Source organism: Salinispora sp. H7-4 (genome assembly GCF_013416675.1).
GTDB lineage: Bacteria > Actinomycetota > Actinomycetes > Mycobacteriales > Micromonosporaceae > Micromonospora > Micromonospora vitiensis.
Genome location: NZ_JABZED010000006.1, coordinates 120364 through 138312, shown reverse-complemented (window position 1 = coordinate 138312; position 17949 = coordinate 120364). Strand labels below are relative to the sequence as shown.

Genomic DNA, 17949 nt, shown 5'->3' with positions numbered 1-17949 from the left:
CGGCGGCCGGAGGACGCGCCGCCCACCCAGCGACCGAGTGGCGGTCGCTGGGCGGCTTCGTGCGTTGATCACGGGGCTGGCAGAAGGTTTCCCTTCGCTGAGTTGTCGCCCTCGGCGCCGTCGGGCTCGGGGTAGGGCCAGCCTTTGCCGTCTCCGGTTTCGGTTCCGGTGAAACCCCAGACGATGTCGGCGTCCCACTGGCTGGGCTGCGCCCCTCCGAGTACGGACTGCGACGCGGACAGCGGAAGGTTGACAACGGAGTCGGCACCCGCCGCCAGTGCCGGCAGCCAGCACCGATAGCGCGTACCGCTCGGGGTTTTCGATGTTTCGCACTTCGCGGGTAGCGAGGTGATCGTGACCTTCGCCGGCAGATCCACCCTCAGATAGGGGTCGGTGGCGCGCTGCGGTCCCTGGTTGCCGATGGTCAGGCGCAGCGTCCCAGTCGCCGTGTCCGCGCCGTCCGGGACGAACTGAACGTCACCCCCGCTGATCGAGAGGTCGGTGACCCGTGGGTTCGGCGGGAAGGCACTCGGCCCGCCCGACTGGACGAAGCCCTTGCCCGACCAGGAGTAGGCCCGCCACTGCGACTGTGGGAACCCGTCCACGACTCCTTCGCCGGCCGCGTCCAGAACCTCCACCTCGACGGCGGTGCCTTTCGCGCGGATCCCCTTGATCCAGGCGATGTCGCCGGCGTGCCCGGTCACCAGACCCATCGTCACGATGGTGTCGGAGACGTTCCGGTCAAAGGCGAGGACCCGCGACTCGCCCATCTCGATCCCGCTGCAGTTGATCAGCGCGGCCGTCTCCTTCGCCCCGTCTTGATCGAGGTCAGCGTGGACGACCTCGGAGATGGTGATCCGGAGTTCCGAGTTGGACGCCGGTTGCGCGGTGCCGTCGGAGAACTTGACCCGTCCTGCTGGGCAGTGTTCCTTCAGGTACTCGGGCCAGGCGGGGAGCTCCAGCGTGGCGTTACCGAGCTCCGTCTTCCCGATCTGGCCGTCCGGCGGTGGTGTGTTGGTCGTAGCCGATGGGCTGGGTGTGGCGGTTGGGGTGGTGGGGTTCGACGGGGTCGGTGTGGTTGGTGTCGCTGTGTCTGCGGGTAGGGCGGGTGGGTCCTGGGGGGTCCAGGTTGCGGCGATTGCTGGGGTTGCGGCGAGTACGGCTATGGCTAGGACGCCGGTGGCGACGATGCGGGTGGTGCGGCGGCGGCGGGCGACGTGTTGTGCGGCGGCGGCGCCGGCTGGGGCTGCCAGTGGTCCGCCGGAGGTGTATGCGGTGAAGATGTCGTCGAGGTGTGGGGTGTTGTCGTTGTCAGGCATTGGTTTCCTCCGTCCCCGGGTCGGAGAGTGCGGTGGCGAGTGCGGCGCGGCCTCGGTGTAGCCAGGACTTCACGGTGCCGGTAGCGGCTCTCTCTTGTTCGGCGATCTCGGTGATGCTGAGGTCGGCTATGTGGAAGAGCACGATTGCTCGCCGTTGTTTTTCGGGCAGGGTGGCGAGTGCGTGGGCTAGTGCTACCCGGTCTGGGTTTGGTCCTTCGGTGGTGTCGTCGCGGCGGAACCGGGCGTGGGCGCGGGCGGCGCGGAGTCGGCGCCAGCGGCTGCGGGCGACGTTCATGGCGACGGTGCGGATCCAGGCTGCCGGGTGGTCGTAGTGGGCGAGTTTGTTCCAGCGGGGCCAGGCTCGGCTGAATGCCTCCTGGACTGCGTCGCGGGCGTGGTCGATGTCTGCTGTGTAGGCGTAGAGCTGGAGCAGCAACGGTTGGAAGGAGGCGGCGTAGAACTCCTCGAAACTGTCGACCACGCCGCCCGTGTCCTCGGCGACTGTGGGTGGTGGTTCCTCCCGGGTGTTTCCCGGGCCGTGCATGCTTACCATCACGTTGGCGTCCCCCCTGCTGGCTGACCGCTGATCGCGCGGCTCTACTCAGCAGACTCCTTACCCCGATCGATGGTTGCGGACAGCCGGGGCCGAGTTCTCAACGACGAGCAGTGATGGTCGCCAGTAGTTCGGGCTGACGCCGGTCCAGCACGTCGCCGCCCAGGTAGGCGCCGAGCAGCGCCGCCCCCAGTCCGTACGCCGCGCCGACCGGCAGGGCCAGCCAGAGCCAGACGTCGCCGAGTAGCGCGGCGGCTGCCACCATCGGGATCACCGCGACCGCCGAGGCGAGCATGGACAGGATGGCCAGGAAGCTGCGGGCCGCCCCGGCGCCGCTGTTCATCGCGAACGGGTTGCTCGTCTCCGGCAACGAGTACGCCCCGAGTACCGACAGCAGGGTGTTGACCGCGAGCCCGGCGCCGAAGGTGGCGAGCAGGCTCCCCGCCGTCAGGCCGATCCACCCCGGCTGCCCCAGCACCAGAAGGGCGAGTACCCCGGAGATGACCAGAACCAGCGGCAGCAGGTAGAGCGAGAACGCCGCAATCCGGGCCCGCAGCTCCACCGCGCCCGGCACCCCCACCACCACGTGCGCCGCGTACGCGCTGCCGTCGAAGCCGAACTGGTTGGCCAGGGTCGTGGCGGCGAGCACCCCGACGAAGACCATGGAGAGAGTGGCCAGGACCGGGGACGGGCTTTCCGTGGCGCTGCCGCCCCCGGTGAGGCCGGCGCTGCCGAGGTTGAGTATGACCGGGACGAAGAGGCCGACCACGGCCAGCGTGATCAGGTTCGCCCGTCGGCGGGCGTCCCGCCACCAGTACCGTGCCTCCCGCGCCACCAACGCGCCGAAGCGGCCCCGGGGGAGCCAGCCCAGCGGTCGGGGGAAGAGCTGCGTGACAGCGGTGCCGGTCGCCGGTGACCGGGTTGACGTCCGGCCGCTGCTCGCGGCGCCGATCATCGCCGACTCCAGCGAGCGAGACCACCAGAGCAGCAGCGCCACCACGGTCACTGCCGTGATCAGCAGCTTCACCGCTGCGGCCCAGACCCGCCCCTGCGCGACCTCGATGCCGATCGTCCACGGCGCGCCGAACGGTGTCCAGCCGACCACGGCCGCCACCGTGGCCAACCGGTCCCAGTCCGCGTCCTGCAGCGCGGCGGCGGCGGCCAGCTGCACCGGCGCGATCAGGGCGGCAGCCCCGGCGAGCAGGACCGCGGCCAGGTCGCGGACCCGACGAGAACGCAGCATCGTGGCGAAGGCGCTGGTGACGGCGCGGGCAGCGGCGACGCAGAGCAGTAGGCCGGCCAGCACCCCGACCGCCTGCGTGAGGGCGGCCGCCCAGCCGCCGAAGACCCCCGCGGTGATGATCAAACCGCTGGCGGCCAGCAGTACGGCGACCGCCGGAACGCTGACCAGCGCCGCCGCGAAGAGGCCGGTGACCAGGGTCCGGCGGGGCAGCGGAAGCAGCGCGAAGCGGGCCGGGTCCAGCGTCTCGTCGACCCCGAAGAAGATCAGCGGCAGCAGGAGCCAGCCCAGCACCAGCAGCCCGCCGCCCATGGCCGCCAGCAGCGTCGCGTACTGGTCGTTGCCGGCGAGGCCCGGTGCGGCGAAGATGAAGAAGCCGAAGGCAGCGAGCCAGAGCCCAAGGAACGCGCCGAGCGCGAAGAGGCCGACCCGCCAATCCTGGCCCCGGAAGTTGTTGACCAGCACCCGCAGCTTGAGCCGGACGAAGTGCCGGGCCGAGACCCGCCGGGCCGCCCCCACATCGGATACCGCGTCGGTCACCGCGACAGCCACGCCAGCTCCTCACCGGTCGCGGTGCGTCCGCCGACGACCGTCACGAAGACCTGCTCCAGCGTCTGCTCTCCGCGGACCCCGTCCAGGGTGCCGACCCGCTTGATGGCGCCGTCGGCGAGGATCGCCACGTGCGAGCAGAGCCGCTCCACGACCTCCATCACATGACTGGAGAAGACGACGGTGCCACCGCCGGTGACGTACCGCGTGAGAATGTCCCGGATCAGCGCCGCCGACACCGGGTCGACCGCCTCGAACGGCTCGTCCAGCACCAGCAGCCGGGGGCCGTGCAGCAGCGCGCAGGCCAGGCCGATCTTCTTCTTCATCCCGGCCGAGTAGTCCACCACCAGGGTCCGGCCGGCGTCGGCGAGCGCGAGTACGTCCAGCAGCTCCGCCGCGCGCTGGTTGACCACCGCCGGGTCCATGCCGCGCAACAGACCGTGGTACGCGAGCAGCTCGGCGCCGCTGAGCCGGTCGAAGAGGCGTACGCCGTCGGGCATGACGCCGAGGAGCTGCTTCGCCCGTACCGGGTCGGCCCAGACGTCGTGGCCGAGCACCCAGGCGCCGCCGCCATCTGGCCGGAGCAGCCCCACGGCCATCGACAACGTGGTCGTCTTGCCGGCGCCGTTGGGCCCGAGGAGCCCGTAGAACGAGCCGGCCGGCACGGTCAGGTCAACGCCCGCCACCGCCATCTTCGCGTCGAAGCGCTTCACCAGACCGCGCAGCGCGAGGGCGGGGTGCTCTGCTGTCATGCGTACGACCGTAGTCGGCCGGGACCGGACTCGTCGATGAACACTTGCAGGGTAAGACGATATCAGCGGTGATGACAGAGCGGGCATGACTGGATTCGGATCAGTCATTGTGGCGTAGGAACCTTGATGACTTTCGGAGTCAGCCATGCCCGTCTTGCTGCCACCAACACTGGCGCCGCTACTTCAGAATCCTAAAATCGGACAGCGTCACGACTTTGCCAGGGCCCTGGGCCGTAGTGAGGCGGCTCAGCCGTCGGAAGCCTCCTCTGCGTCATCGTAGAGACCCCGAACTTTAGTGTCGAAATACGTCCCATATGCTGTCCCAGTGAGATTGGTACTCCTAGCGACGCCGGTGAGCCACCCCCAGGTGGAGCCGGCATCGAAATTGATCAGGTAGGGCCCGCCGGCTGAGATCATTACAGCTGCGCAAGCAATTGCGATTGTGCCTACGCTATGGATTGGGGAGCCGTCCTCGCAGGTGTACTGGTTCGGGTCGTCGTCCCCCCAGAGACCCCCATTATAGCCGACGAGGGTGGTTTTTTGCACCGGCGCGTTGACGTAAAGCCCGTGAGCTCCAACCCGATCGACGACCGTCGTGCCGTCTCCGGCAGCCGCCGTTTCGGCAAACCCGATATTATGTGTATATTTTCCGTTTTCCGTCCACCCCCTGAAGGACCACTTATGTACAATCGCCCATTTCCCGTAGGGTTCTTTTCCACTGTCGAAAGCTGGCACAAAGACAACATTACTGTGCCAGGGAGCGTTTTTATCCCCCCCCGGGTGTAAACAATGCCCAGCGGTGGAGATCAAGCGGCCCTTGGCGCTGCTTACCGTACTCGCCGAACACCAAGAATCCTCGCCGTGTGAGACGAAATAGAGTATTCCAACAGCTATCGAGCGGGTGTTGATTGCGTTGTTGCGGTTGTGGGTGGTGCTTGGTGGTACTGGTGAGCTGACGATCGTCGGCGGCCCGTCCGGCTGGGGTGCCTGCCGCGTCGCCGTGGGTGCCCCCTCCACCTCGAGAGGGACGGCGTTGTTCATCCGTTCAGGTGTCCAGTATTCGATGACCTCGTTGATGGTCTCGTCGCTGGCGACCATCCGATTACTTTTGGTGAGGGCGACGCTACTCGCGATGCTGTCAGGGTCAGTCGTGGTTGGTGCTGGGTTGGCGTTCACGGGTCCGGTCGCGATCAGCGCGAGCGTTATGCCGGCTGCGGCAGACCAGCGGAGGGGCGGTTTCATCCTTATTCCCTTCGTTCATCACTTTTAGGGCGGTTACATGTTAAGTGCAAAAGATCAGAGTGGCTAGTATTACTTTGTAACGTTTGGCACAACGTCGTGGACTGTTGGTGTGGCGAGTCGGTGGCGGCCCCGGCGACCTCGGGCACCGGTGTCCGGCGGCGAAGGTCTGCTCGTCGCCGGGGCGTACCTGCGGTTTACGGCGCTCTATCGCAGGGCTTCGGGGGTGTGCAGGCGGAGCATCGTGGCGCCGACATCGGTCGGGACGCGGCGGCGGGTGGCCGTCGACACCGCCACCATGACGGTGAAGGCGAGCGGGACCGTCCAGGCGGCCGGCTGCGCGAGGAGTGCGGCCGGCCAACCGGTCAGCGGGGGGCCGAGGACGGTCACCAGTACCGCCCCGGCCGCGGCGCCCCCACCGACGAGCACGCCGACGGCGGCGCCGCGGGCGGTCAGCCCCCGCCACCAGATGCCCAGCACCAGCAGCGGGCAGAAGCTCGACGCGGCCACCGCGAACGCCAGCCCCACCACCTGGGACACCTCCAGCCCGGAGACGTTGAGCGCGAACACCGTGGGCACGCTGCCGGCGAGCACGGTGGCGAGTCGGAACCCGCGTACCGAGCCGCGGCCCAGCACATCCGTGGAGATCACTCCGGCGACGCTGGTGAGCAGGCCGGAGGAGGTGGAGAGGAACGCCGCGAACGCGCCGGCGGCGACCAGCGCGGCGAGGAGCCGGCCGGTGGTCCCCGTACCCAGGGCCGCGCCGGGCAGAAGCAGCACCACCGCGTCGGTCTCCCCGGAGAGCAGCAGGTGCGGGGTGTAGATCCGGCCGAGTGCCCCGTAGACGGTCGGCAGCAGGTAGAAGGCGCCGACCAGGGCCAGCACCACCAGGGTGGTGCGGCGGGCGGCGGCCCCGTCCGGGTTGGTGTAGAAGCGCGCCAGCACGTGCGGTAGGCCCATCGTGCCGAGGAAGGTGGCGAGGATCAGCGAGTAGGTGGTGAACAGGCCCTGCTCGTCGGCTCCGGTGCTGGGCAGTAACCAGTCGGCCGGGTCGGTGGCGGACCCGGCCACGTCGGGCACCGGTTGCCCGGCGGCGAAGGTCAGCTTGTCACCGGGGCGTACCTGCCGCAGCTGGCCGTCGGGGAGGGTGAGGGTGGCGGGATGTTCGACCACGACGGTGGTCGCGGTGCGGAAGGTCGGACCCTCCGGTGGGGTCACCGCCGGGCGGGCGTCGGCCTGCCACTGCAACACCAGGAAGATCGCTGGTACGGCGAGGGCGGTCAGCTTGAGCCAGTACTGGAACGCCTGGACGAAGGTGATCGCGCGCATGCCGCCGAGCGCCACGTTCGCGGTGACCACCGCCGCGACCAGGAGGGCGCCCAGCGGGTAGGGCGAGCCGGTCAGCGTGGCCAGGGTCAGCCCGGCGCCTTGCAGCTGGGGGACGAGGTAGAGCCAACCAATGAAGATCACGAAGGCGGTGGCGAGGGTGCGCAGCCGCCGGGAGCCCAGCCGGAGCTCACAGAAGTCGGGCAGGGTGAACGCTCCGGAGCGGCGCAGCGGTGCGGCGACGAAGAGCAGCAGCGCCAGGTACCCGGCGGCGAAGCCGACCGGATACCAGAGCACGTCCACGCCGTGCTTGAGGATCAGACCGGCGATGCCGAGGAAGCTCGCTGCCGACAGGTACTCCCCGCCGATCGCGGCGGCGTTCCAGGTTGGGCTGACCGCCCGGGACGCCACCAGGAAGTCCGAGGTGGTACGGGCGAAGCGCAGACCGTAGAAGCCGATGCCGACGGTGATCAGGGTGACCGCGACGAGCGCCGTGGCGACGTAGCCGTTGCCCACACTCAGCGCTCCGGCCGCTGGATCAGGTCGGTGAAGTCCTGCTCGTTGCGTTCGGCCAGGCGCACGTACGCCCAGCCGACCAGGACCAGGAACGGGAAGGAGAGCACTCCGAGCAGCACCCACGGCAGGTGCACCCCGAGCACGGTGACCTGGCTGACCGATGGCGCGATGGCGAACAGCCACGGCAGGCCGCCGAGCCCGACGGCCACCACCAGCCAGAGCCGCAACGCCAGGGAGAGTTGCGCCCGGACCAGGCCGCGGACCAGAGCCTCGCCGACCCGGGTCTGCTCGGCGAGCTCGGTGCGGGGGTGCTCGGTCCGGGGATGCTCGGTGCGGGGGTGCTCGCTGTCGGACTCGCGCCGGACCACATCGGCCAGCACGATGCGGGTCCGCGCGGAAACGCGGTCATCGGCGACCACCCCGGCAGTCTCGCTCGATTCCGGGGAAAGTCAAGCGCTGCCCTGCTGGCCGGTGGAGCAGCACACCGCCCTGTGGATAACTTGTGGACAAGGGGTCCTTGTTGTGGATAACTGCGATCCGTCACCGCTCTGACCTGCGGCGGGACCTGTGGACCGGCGCCGGCGAAGACGCTGGGGCGAGGCGGGCGGACGCTACGCTCCCGCCGTGCTGCTCCCCCTCGTTGCCGCCGTCGCCGGTGCCGGCTGGGGGCTGCTGCTGCCCGGGCTGATCGACCGGTACGCGGTCGACTGGCCGACCGGTCGGCCCCGGCCCGCCTGGCGGGGCACCTGCCCGGACTGCGCCGGGGCGCGGCCACCCTGGTGGCGGGCACCCCGGCGGTGCCCGGACTGTCGTCGCCCACTGACTCCGGGTTGGGCGGTCACCGTGCCCCTCACCGCCGCCGTCACCGGCACTGTGGGAGCCGGCGTCGGAGTCACCTGGGCGCTGCCGGCGTTTCTGCTGCTCGCTGCCCTCGGGGTGCCACTGGCCGCGGTCGACCTGCGGGTGCTGCGGCTACCCGACCCGCTGGTGGGGGCCGTCGCCGGCGGTGGGCTGGCGCTACTGCTGCTCGCCGCGGTGGCCGACCCGGCATTCCCGGCGCTGGGCCGGGCCCTGCTCGCCGCCGCACTCTGCGGGGCCGGCTACCTGACGCTCACGCTGCTGCCCCGGTCCCCACTCGGCTTCGGCGACGTGAAGCTCGGTGCGGCGCTCGGGCTCTACCTCGGCTGGCTGGGGTGGCCGACCGTGGTCACCGGGGTTCTGCTCGCTCCGCTGGTCAACCTTCCGCTGGTCGGCGTCCTGCTGGTGGCCGGTCGTGCCGGACGGCGAACCCCCCTCCCGTACGGGCCGGCGCTGCTCGGGGCGGCGCTCGTCGCCGTGCTGCGCTAGCGGGTCAGCGGGCCCAGTCCTGCTTGGCCGCCCGGATCAGCTTCTCCTTCAGCTCGCGGGTGTGCCGCCGACTGACCGGCAACTCGGTCGCGTCGACCACCACCACGTAACCGGAGTGCACCAGCCGTAGCTCGGCGACGAGCCGTAACTGGACCAGGTAGGAGCGGTGGATCCGGACGAAGCCGGCGTCAGCCCACCGCTCGGCGAGGGTCGCCAAGGAGACCCGGACCAGGTGGGAACCGTCGGTGGTGTGCAGTCGCACGTAGTCACCCTGCGCCTCCACCCAGCGCACCGCCGACCGGGGCAGCATCCGGGTCGTCCCGGCCAGCTCGACCGGGATCGTCGGGTCCTCCTCCCGTGCCGGCGCTGCCGGCTGCAGGGGCACCCGCCGCGCTCCGACCACCCGCCGCAGCGACTCGGCCAGCCGTTGCGCCCGGACCGGTTTGCGGACGTAGTCCGTCGCACCCAGGTCGAACGCGTCCACCGCGCCCTCGTCGTAGGCGGTGACGAAGACGATGGCCGGCGGCCGGGCGAAGCGGCGGAGCACCCGGGCCAGCTCCATCCCGTCCAGCCCCGGCATCCGGATGTCCAGGAAGACCACGTCCACATCGCCGTCGCGAAGCACCCGTAACGCCTCGGTGGCGTCGCCGGCGGTGTGTAGCCGGGCGACCCGTGGGTCGCCCCGCAGGTGGTACGCCAGCTCGTCGAGGGCCGGTGGCTCGTCGTCAACCGCCAGGACCCGGAGGAACCCGGTCACGAGCCGGCCCGTACGCCGGGATGGAACTTCGGCACCCGCATGCTCACCCGCGTACCCAAGCCGAGGCCGGTCTCCACCACTAGCCCGAACTCGTCCCCGAAAACCGCCCGAAGTCGTTCATCAACATTGGACAGGCCCACCTGCCCGCCCGGCGCACCCGGCGGGGCGCTTCCGGCGGCGGCCAGCTCGGCGATGCCGGCGGTCAGCGTGGCCGGATCCATCCCCACCCCGTCGTCCTCCACCGTGATGTGGCACTCGGTGCCCGCGTCCCGGGCCTCAATGCTCACCATGCCCGGCCCGGGCTTGCCGGACAACCCGTGCCGGACCGCGTTCTCGACCAGTGGTTGCAGGCAGAGGAAGGGCAGGGTCACCGGCAGTACCTCGGGGGCGACCTGGAGCCGCACCTGGAGCCGCTCGCCGAACCGGGCCCGTTCGATGGTCAGGTAGTGATTGATCGACCGGAGTTCCTCGGCCAGGGTGGTGAAGTCGCCGTGCGCCCGGAACGAGTAGCGGGTGAACTCGGCGAACTCGAGGATCAACTCCCGGGCCCGGTCCGGGTCGGTGCGGACGAAGGACCCGATCGCCGTCAGCGCGTTGTAGATGAAGTGTGGGCTGATCTGTGCCCGCAGCGCGCGAACCTCGGCGCGGGCCAGCCGCTCTCGGGAGGAGTCCAGCTCGGCGAGGGCGAGCTGGCTACCGGCCCAGTGCGCGGTCTCCAGCGTCGCCTGCACCAGGCCGGGCGCGGGTGCCCCGTCCGCGATGGCCAACAGCGCGCCGACAATCCGCCGGTCGGCGCCGGTCAACGGTGCGACCACGGCACCCCGGACCGGGCAGTCCACCCGGTCGCAGGGCAGCTCCGCCTCCCCGAGCACGGTCGACCGGCCGGCCGCCGCGACCCGGCGGGCCGCCGCGACGAGCTGGGCCTGGTGGTGCGCGCCGCGCCCGTCGAGGGCGAGCAACGCCGCGGTGTCGGTCAGCGCCAGCCCGCCCGCCCCCACCAGGGCCCGGAGGTGGCGTACGGCCTTGGCGGCGTTCGCGGCGGTCAGCCCGGCGCGGAGCGGCTCGGCGGCGAGGCCGGCGGTGTGCAGCACCTCGTAGGTGGCCCGCTGGGTGGCGGTGGCGATGGTGCGGTGGCCGCGCGGGCGCAGCACCGCGACGAGGGTCGCCGTCAGCGCGGTCGCCAGTGCGACGACACCGAAGACGGCGGGGAGGCTGCCACTCACGGGGTGCATCCTGGCCGGTGCCGGCCGGAGGTGCCAAGGGGCGCCGGCCGGCACCGCGCGGGTGGTGGAGCGGTGTGGGGCCGGCGGCGCGGGGCTAGTACGCGCCCTTGCGGGCCAGCACCACTCCGACCGTGCGCCACAGGATGCTCAGGTCGTACGCCAGTGACCAGTTGTCGACGTAGTAGAGGTCGAGGCGGACCGCCTCGTCCCAGGAGAGGTCGGAGCGGCCGGAGACCTGCCAGAGGCCGGTGATGCCCGGTTTGACCAGCAGCCGGCGGCGTACGTCGCCGAGGAAGTCACCGTCGTCGGCGGGCAGCGGACGGGGCCCGACCAACGACATCTCCCCCTTCAACACGTTGATCAGCTGGGGCAGCTCGTCCAGGGACGAGGCGCGCAGGAAGCGGCCCACCGGGAAGACCCGCGGGTCCCGCTTCATCTTGAACAGCATGCCGTCGGTCTCGTTCTGGTCAACGAGGCTGGCCAGCCGCTCCTCGGCGTCCACGTACATGGTGCGGAACTTCCAGACCTGGAAGGTCCGCCCTTCGTGGCCCACCCGGGGCTGTCGGAAGAAGACCGGGCCCGGGTCGGAGATCCGGATCGCGACCGCGATCGCGAGGAAGGCCGGTAGCAGGACCAACAGGCCGAGGCCGGCCGCCACCCGGTCGAGCATGTTCTTCGCCAGCAGTGCCGGACCGGAGAGGGTCGGCTCCTCCACGTGCAGCAGCGGCAGGCCCTCGATCGGGCGGATGTGCACCCGCGGCCCGGCGATGTCGGTCAGCTGCGGCACCACCGCCAGGTCGACCCCGGAGCCTTCGAGCTGCCAGGCCATCCGGCGCAGCTCACCGGGCTCGGCGCTGGCCGACCCGCAGACCGCGATCGTGTCGCCGCCGACCTCGCGGACCAGGGCGAGGAGGTCCCGCCCCGCGTAGACCGGGACCGGGGTCTCCACGCCGCGGGCAGCCGCGTAGCCGTCGGTGAGGTGGATGGCGACCGGCACCAGTCCGGCGGCGGGGCTCCGCGTGACCTGGCGGTGGACCTCCAGGCACTCGGGCAGCGTGCCGACCAGGACCATCCGGTGCCCGGCCCGGCCGGCGTTGCGCCGGAGCACGTGCAGCACGAATCGGGCCAGGATCCGGACCAGCAGAATCAGCAGCAGGGCGAGGAGTAGCGCGGTGCCGACCGAATATCGGGACAGATGTGTCTTGGTGGCGAACGCCAGGAAGGAGACCGTCGCGCAGACCGCCACGCCGGCCCGGAGCACCCGCTTGAACTCGTCGGGGCCGAGGCCCAGGTAGCGCCGGTCGTAGGAACCGTTGAACCAGAGGATCGCCACCCAGCCGAGCGGTAGCAACAGGCACGCCACCGTGTAGAACCAGGTCGGGTCGTCGTTGTAGAACCCGGACCGCGCCTGGTCGAAGGCGCGGATGGCGGTGAAACTCGCGAAGGCGGCGGCGGCGAAGTCCAGTAGCACCAGGGCCGCGGTGTAGGGGCGGTGCCAACGGGAGACCCGACGATGGCTACGGGCCCAGGCCGACCGAGGTACGCCGTTGTGAGACGGCGGTGTCGGCGGCTGGATCTCGAAGCTGTCGACGTGCCGCACCGTTCTGCTTTGGCCTCCGTTGGTTACCGGGCGCTGGAGGCTTGTCGTCACCTCATTCATGTCCTCCCGCAGGACGCGGACCGCTCACTCGGAGTGAGGGACCGTGTCGCCCACCACTTCAGTCTCCCATGCGTCACCCGAGCCCGAGCGCGGACCGGTAGGACCTCGCTTCTGGGGAGTGGCGATTGGCAGCTGGCCGGCTCCGGACCTTTACGGAAGCCGGGACCGGGCCACTATACCGATGGATGGCCGTTCGAGTAGAACCCCAATCCCGACCTTCGTCGCACCCGGGCGGAATACTCATGGTCAGAGGTGAGCGTCCTTACTCACCGTACAATTCGCGACAACCGTCGGTCCGCGAGCGGCTTCCCGCCGGTCTGGCAACCGGGGCAGTACTGGAGGCTGGAGTCAGCGAACGAGACCTCCCGTACGGTGTCGCCGCAGACGGGGCAGGGCAGCCCGGTGCGGGCGTGTACCCGCAGACCGGAGCGCTTCTCGCTCTTGAGCTCGGCGGCCCGTTGCCCCACCGACCGGGACACCGCGTCGCCGAGCACATCCCGGGTTGCCGCGTGCAGGGTGGCGAGCTGGTCGTCGGTCAGCCGGGTGGTCAGCGCGAACGGGGACAGCCGCGCCGTGTGCAGGATCTCATCGGAGTATGCGTTACCCACCCCGGCGAGCACCGTCTGATCGGTGAGTACCCCCTTGACCTGGCCTTTTCGGCTGCGGAGCCGCTCGGCGAAGGTGGCCGGGTCCACGGCGAGCGCGTCCGGACCGAGCCGGGCCACCCCGGGCACCACCATCGGATCGGTCACCAGATAGACGGCGAGGCTCTTCTGCGTGCCCGCCTCGGTCAGGTCGAACCCGGAGCCGTCGTCGAGGCGGGCCCGCAGCGCCACCGGGCCCTTGCCCGGGCGCAGCGGGACGCGGGTGGAGAACTCCTCCCGGAAGTGCAGCCAACCGGCGCGGGCCAGGTGAACGACCAGGTGCAGGTCGGCGCCGAGCACCAGGTCGAGGAACTTGCCGTGGCGCCGGGCGTCGGTGACCGGTCGTCCGGCCGCGGCCGTGAGCGCCGGGTCGTACGTCTTCAGGGCGTTGATCGCGGAGATCTCCAGCCGGTCAACCCGCCGGCCGACGGCGCGTTGGCGCAGGTAGTCGGCGAGCGCCTCCACCTCTGGTAGCTCGGGCACCCACCAACGGTAGCCTCAAGTTCCATGAAAATCGTGGTGGCGCACAACCGGTACCGGGAGGCTCAGCCGTCCGGCGAGAACACCATCGTCGACGCGGAGATCGCCCAGCTGACCGCGGCCGGGGTCGAGGTGCTGCCGTTCCTGCGTAGCTCCGACGAGATCGCGTCGATGTCCCGGCCCGCGAAGGCGCTGCTGCCGATCTCTCCGATCTACGCCCCACGGGCCCAGCGGGAGCTGGGTCGCCTGCTCGCCGAGCACCGGCCGGACGTGCTGCACCTGCACAACCCGTACCCGCTGCTCTCGCCCTGGGTGGTGCGGACCGCGCACCACCACGGGGTGCCGGTGGTGCAGACGGTGCACAACTACCGGCAGGTCTGCGCGTCCGGGCTGTACTTCCGGGACGGGGCGATCTGCCAGGACTGCCGGGGGCGGGTGCTGGGCGTACCGGCGATCGTGCACCGCTGCTACCGGGGGTCCCGGGCGCAGAGCGCGTTGATGGCGACGACGCTCGCCGTGCATCGGGGCACCTGGCGTTCGGTGGACCGGTTCATCGCGCTGACCACCTCGATCGCGGAGCACCTCCGGGACTACGGCATCCCGGAGGAACGGATCGTGGTGAAGCCGAACGCGATTCCCGACCCGGGTGCCCCGGCGCCGCTGGGCACCGGCTTCCTCTTCCTCGGCCGGCTCAGCCCGGAGAAGGGGCTGGACCTGCTGCTGGATGCCTGGCGTCGGCATCCGGACGGTGCGCTCGGCCCGCTCCGCGTCGCCGGTGACGGTGAGCTGCGACCCCTGGTGGAGGCGGCGGCGGCCCAGCGGGCAGATGTGACCTTCCTCGGTCCGCTGGACCGGGACGGGGTGCACACCGCACTGGCGGCGAGCGCGGTGGTGCTGGCCACCTCCACCTGGCACGACGTGTTGCCGACGGTGATCATCGAGGCGCTGGCCGCCGGTCGGCCGGTGCTCGGCACCGCCCTCGGCGGTATCCCGTTCCTGGTCGGCGCCGAGACTCCGGAACCCGCCGGCTGGGTGGTGCCGCCGGACCCGACCGCGCTGGCCGCCGCGCTGCCGGCGGCAGCCGCCGACGCCGCCAGCCGGGCACCGGCCGCTCGGGCCCGCTACGAGCGCACCTTCCACCCGGATGTGGTCACCCGGCGGCTGCTCGACATCTACGCCGACACCGCCCGGATGGCCGGGTCGGGCCGCCGGTCAGCGCAGTGAGGCCCGAGCGGCGAAGGCGATGCTGGCGAGTAGGAAACCGCCGTTGATCGCGGTGAAGGCGACGATCACCCAGCTGGTCAGGCCGGGCGCGAAGAGCAGCACCAGCGCGGCAACGAAGATCACCGCGCCGTAGTCGCGGATCAGCTTCACCAGCCGCACCAGCGGCGAGGTCGAGGTGACCATGCTGGTCGCGTTCGGCCCGGCCTGCATCACCGAGGTGACCAGGTTCACCATCCAGGTGCCGGCGAAGGCCGCGATCAGCCAGGCGGGGATTGACGGTGACTGCGCGACCGCGGTCGCACTGAGTGCGGCGACCAGGGCGATCTGGGCCGCCACGTCGCTGAGCACATCCACTCGGGCCCCGGCCGGGCTGCCCTGACCGGTGACCCGGGCGAGTTGCCCGTCCGCGCAGTCCAGCGCGTACGCCACCTGCCAGCCGACCAGCGCCACCAGCCCGACCAGCCCGGCCGGTACGCGGCCCGCGGCGACCGGCTCGGCCAGCGTCGCCACGATCACCGAGGTGATCAGGCCGAGGGCCAGGTTGGTGATGCTCAGGGTGGTGGGCCGCAGCCCGAACCGGTGTGCGCCGCTGGCGAAGGCGGCCCCGATCCGCTGACTGATCGCCTCGCTGAACAGCCCGCCGCCCCGGTTGGTCCGGTAGAAGTCGGCTGGGGTCGGCCGGGACGGTTCAGCCAAGGTGTTCACCGAGGGCGTCAAGACAATCTCCCAACCGAGCCCGGAGCTCGTCGGTGGACAGGGCGAGGTGTTCGAGGATCGTGTGGCGGTCCGGCCGGGTCCGGGGCGCGAAGTGCACCGCCTCGACGAACTGCTCGTTGGTGAGGCCCAGTTCGGCCGGGCGGGTGGCCAGGCCGTGCCGGTGCAGGCAGCGGGCGAGCTGGCCGAACCGGTCCCGGTCGCCGTGTAGCCAGGTGCAGAAGAGGGCCCCGAGCCCGACCTGCTCGCCGTGGGCGCTGGTGCCGGGCCAGAGGTGGTCGATGGCGTGCGAGATCTCGTGGTCGCCGCCGCTGGCCGGCCGGCTCGAACCGGAGATCGACATGGCGATGCCGCCGAGGATCAGCGCCTCCGCCAGCGTGGTGAGGAAGGCGTCGTCAGTGATCTTGCCGGGGTGGTTCAGCAGCGCCTCGGCGCCGGTCCGGGCCAGCGTCACGGCGAGGCCGTCGATCGGCTCGCCGCGCAGCTCGTGGGCCAGCTCCCAGTCGGCACAGGCGTTGAGGTTGCTCACCGCGTCACCGATCCCGGCCTGGGTCTGCCGGTCCGGGCCGTGTTCGACGAAGTCCAGGTCGACCAGGACGGCGATCGGGATGTGGACGCCGTACGAGCCTTTGCCGCCGTCGTGGGTCAGCGACGCCACCGGGGAGGCGATGCCGTCGTTGGCGAGGCTGGTGGCGACCGTGACCATCGGGATGCCGTAGCGGGTGGCGGCGTACTTCGCGGTGTCGATCGTCCGGCCGCCGCCGATCCCGACCACCGCGTCGTAGTGCCGGCGGCGGAGCCGGTCGCCCAATTCGGTGGCGGCGTCAACGCTGCCGCCGGCCACCGTGAAGACATCGGCTGAGCCCAGCGTCGGCCGGCACAGCTCGACGATCTTCTCCCCCTGCCCGGGCCCCACCACCACGGCCACGTCTCCGCCGGCGGAGATCCGTCGGTCGGCGAGGAGCTCGCCGAGGTTGGCGACCGCACCCCGGCGGACCTCGATGGCCAGCGGCGTGGCGACGGTACGGGCTAGTAGCGGCACGCGATCTTCCGAGCCCGCGCCAGGTCGTCGTGGTTGTCGACCTCGACCCAGTCGACGTCGCCGATCGGCGCCCCGCGTACCTCGCCACCCCGGTCGGCGAACTCCTGGTAGCCGTCCTCGTAGTAGCGGTTCGGGTCGTGTCGCCAGGTCGCCTCGAGCGCGTCGGCGAGCGCCTCGGCGACGTGCGGCTCGATCAGCGTCGCACCGATGTATTCCCCGCGGGCCTCGTCCGGGTCCATCAGCTTGGTGATCCGGGTGAGCTGGCCGTCGGCGTCGAAGGTGGTCTTCATCTCCTCCTCGGCCAACGTCTTGATCGTGTCGATCGCCAGCAGGATCCCCGGCCCGCGCTCGGCGAGCAGGGTCTTCTCCACGCTCACCGGATGGACGGTGTCTCCGTTGACCAGCAGGACCCCGCGGGCGAACCAGCTGCGGGCCAGCCAGAGCGAGTACGCGTTGTTCCACTCCTCGGCCCGGTCGTTGGGTACCAGGGTGAGCGTGACGCCGTACTTCTGCTCCAGGTCCGCCTGGCGTTCCCGAACCGCGTCGGCGGCGTAGCCGACCACGACGACGATCTCGGTGAGTCCAACTTCGGCCAGGTTGCGCAGCGCGATGTCGAGGATGGTGGTCGCGCCGTCAACCGGTACCAGTGCCTTCGGCAGCGTGTCGGTATGTGGGCGCAGGCGGCGTCCGGCGCCAGCTGCCAGCACCATCCCGACCATTCCGGCATCGTTCTGCGTTCGTTCGGCTGTCACCCGAGGAGGATAGCGCCGTCGATTGGGGCTCCTGGGGGCAACCGGACCGGCTGGTGGGTGGGTAGCGCAGGGCTGCTGGCGCCGCTCGACTGAATCGGACTGGTCAGATCGCATGCGGCAGCCTTGTCCCGGTAACACACTAGGTGCACCATGTTTTTACCGAGTGCCACCATTTCGCAGGGGTTGATGTGTGATGCAGGTTCGGGAAGTGATGTCCAGCCAGGTTTTGGTGGTCGGCCCGGAGCACACGCTCCGACAGGCGGCGCGAATGATGATGGAGCGGGGCATCGGGTCGGCCGTCGTGATCGATCCGGATTCCGAAGGGGTCGGAATCATGACCGAGCGGGACCTGCTCAACGCGATCGGGCGCGGGCTGGACTGCGACAACGAGCCGACCGGAGCCCACCTGACCTGGGACGTGGTGTACGCGGGGCCGGAGTGGACGGTCGAGGAAGCGGCGACCGCGATGGCCCGAGGCGGGTTTCGGCACCTGGTGGTGCTCGACGGGCGGGAGGTGGCCGGGGTGATCTCGCTCCGCGACGTCGTCCGGGTCTGGGCGACCGAACGGGTCGTCCCCGGGTGAGACCGGTCACCCGTCCGGTGGCTCCGCGA

Annotated in this window: 17 protein-coding genes; 3 read left to right on the top strand and 14 right to left on the bottom strand. The window is 70.7% G+C overall.

Going from position 1 to position 17949, the window contains the following annotated elements; translation table 11 throughout:
- Nucleotides 1-68: 68 nt before the first annotated feature.
- From H0524_RS06970 to H0524_RS06940, 7 genes are all read right to left on the bottom strand, one after another.
- Entirely contained in the window at nt 69-1319 is a 1251-nt protein-coding gene (locus tag H0524_RS06970; RefSeq protein WP_180197912.1) for a hypothetical protein, read from the bottom strand.
- The gene (locus H0524_RS06965; RefSeq protein WP_180197911.1) at nt 1312-1875 is read right to left on the bottom strand and encodes a sigma-70 family RNA polymerase sigma factor; all 564 of its coding nucleotides are present in this window, start codon (nt 1873-1875) and stop codon (nt 1312-1314) included. The genes H0524_RS06970 and H0524_RS06965 overlap by 8 nt, the downstream gene beginning before the upstream one ends.
- Nucleotides 1876-1972: 97 nt before the next feature.
- On the bottom strand, nt 1973-3664 hold the full coding sequence (locus tag H0524_RS06960; RefSeq protein ID WP_180197910.1) for an ABC transporter permease: 1692 nt from the start codon (nt 3662-3664) through the stop codon (nt 1973-1975).
- Complete coding sequence (locus tag H0524_RS06955; RefSeq protein WP_180197909.1) at nt 3649-4413, bottom strand: ABC transporter ATP-binding protein; 765 nt, start codon at nt 4411-4413, stop codon at nt 3649-3651. The genes H0524_RS06960 and H0524_RS06955 overlap by 16 nt, the downstream gene beginning before the upstream one ends.
- A 246-nt stretch (nt 4414-4659) precedes the next feature.
- A complete protein-coding gene (locus H0524_RS06950) occupies nt 4660-5655 on the bottom strand; it encodes a serine protease (protein WP_180197908.1) in 996 nt (331 codons plus the stop codon).
- A 204-nt stretch (nt 5656-5859) separates the two neighbouring features.
- A complete protein-coding gene (locus H0524_RS06945) occupies nt 5860-7494 on the bottom strand; it encodes a cation acetate symporter (protein ID WP_180197907.1) in 1635 nt (544 codons plus the stop codon).
- 2 nt (nt 7495-7496) lie between these two features.
- Complete coding sequence (locus tag H0524_RS06940; RefSeq protein WP_180197906.1) at nt 7497-7913, bottom strand: hypothetical protein; 417 nt, start codon at nt 7911-7913, stop codon at nt 7497-7499.
- A 205-nt stretch (nt 7914-8118) separates the two neighbouring features.
- Between H0524_RS06940 and H0524_RS06935 the strand changes: the two genes are divergently transcribed.
- Nucleotides 8119-8841 carry an A24 family peptidase gene (locus H0524_RS06935; RefSeq protein WP_180197905.1) on the top strand — a complete coding sequence of 241 codons (723 nt, stop codon included), beginning with the start codon at nt 8119-8121 and terminating at the stop codon, nt 8839-8841.
- 4 nt (nt 8842-8845) lie between these two features.
- Here the strand turns inward: H0524_RS06935 and H0524_RS06930 are convergent, their stop codons facing one another.
- From H0524_RS06930 to H0524_RS06915, 4 genes are all read right to left on the bottom strand, one after another.
- On the bottom strand, nt 8846-9598 hold the full coding sequence (locus H0524_RS06930; protein ID WP_180197904.1) for a LytTR family DNA-binding domain-containing protein: 753 nt from the start codon (nt 9596-9598) through the stop codon (nt 8846-8848).
- Entirely contained in the window at nt 9595-10821 is a 1227-nt protein-coding gene (locus H0524_RS06925; RefSeq protein ID WP_180197903.1) for a sensor histidine kinase, read from the bottom strand. Before H0524_RS06925 ends, H0524_RS06930 begins: the two co-directional genes overlap by 4 nt.
- A 94-nt stretch (nt 10822-10915) precedes the next feature.
- Nucleotides 10916-12481, bottom strand: coding sequence for a sugar transferase (locus H0524_RS06920; protein ID WP_026322859.1), 1566 nt, complete (start codon nt 12479-12481; stop codon nt 10916-10918).
- 266 nt (nt 12482-12747) lie between these two features.
- On the bottom strand, nt 12748-13608 hold the full coding sequence (locus H0524_RS06915; RefSeq protein WP_018727729.1) for an Fpg/Nei family DNA glycosylase: 861 nt from the start codon (nt 13606-13608) through the stop codon (nt 12748-12750).
- Between the two features lie 24 nt (nt 13609-13632).
- Between H0524_RS06915 and H0524_RS06910 the strand changes: the two genes are divergently transcribed.
- Nucleotides 13633-14829 carry a glycosyltransferase gene (locus H0524_RS06910; protein WP_180197902.1) on the top strand — a complete coding sequence of 399 codons (1197 nt, stop codon included), beginning with the start codon at nt 13633-13635 and terminating at the stop codon, nt 14827-14829.
- Here the strand turns inward: H0524_RS06910 and H0524_RS06905 are convergent.
- The 3 genes from H0524_RS06905 to H0524_RS06895 are packed head-to-tail and all read right to left on the bottom strand — an operon-like array spanning nt 14818 to nt 17304.
- Entirely contained in the window at nt 14818-15534 is a 717-nt protein-coding gene (locus tag H0524_RS06905) for a CDP-alcohol phosphatidyltransferase family protein (RefSeq protein ID WP_180198058.1), read from the bottom strand. The genes H0524_RS06910 and H0524_RS06905 overlap by 12 nt on opposite strands.
- Nucleotides 15518-16585 carry an iron-containing alcohol dehydrogenase family protein gene (locus tag H0524_RS06900; protein WP_180197901.1) on the bottom strand — a complete coding sequence of 356 codons (1068 nt, stop codon included), beginning with the start codon at nt 16583-16585 and terminating at the stop codon, nt 15518-15520. Before H0524_RS06900 ends, H0524_RS06905 begins: the two co-directional genes overlap by 17 nt.
- Nucleotides 16573-17304, bottom strand: a complete 732-nt coding sequence (locus H0524_RS06895; RefSeq protein WP_180198057.1) for a sugar phosphate nucleotidyltransferase — start codon at nt 17302-17304, stop codon at nt 16573-16575. The genes H0524_RS06900 and H0524_RS06895 overlap by 13 nt, the downstream gene beginning before the upstream one ends.
- 226 nt (nt 17305-17530) lie before the next feature.
- On the opposite strand from H0524_RS06895, the gene H0524_RS06890 reads away from it, so the two are divergent.
- A complete protein-coding gene (locus tag H0524_RS06890) occupies nt 17531-17920 on the top strand; it encodes a cyclic nucleotide-binding/CBS domain-containing protein (protein WP_018727734.1) in 390 nt (129 codons plus the stop codon).
- The last annotated feature ends 29 nt before the right edge of the window (nt 17921-17949 follow it).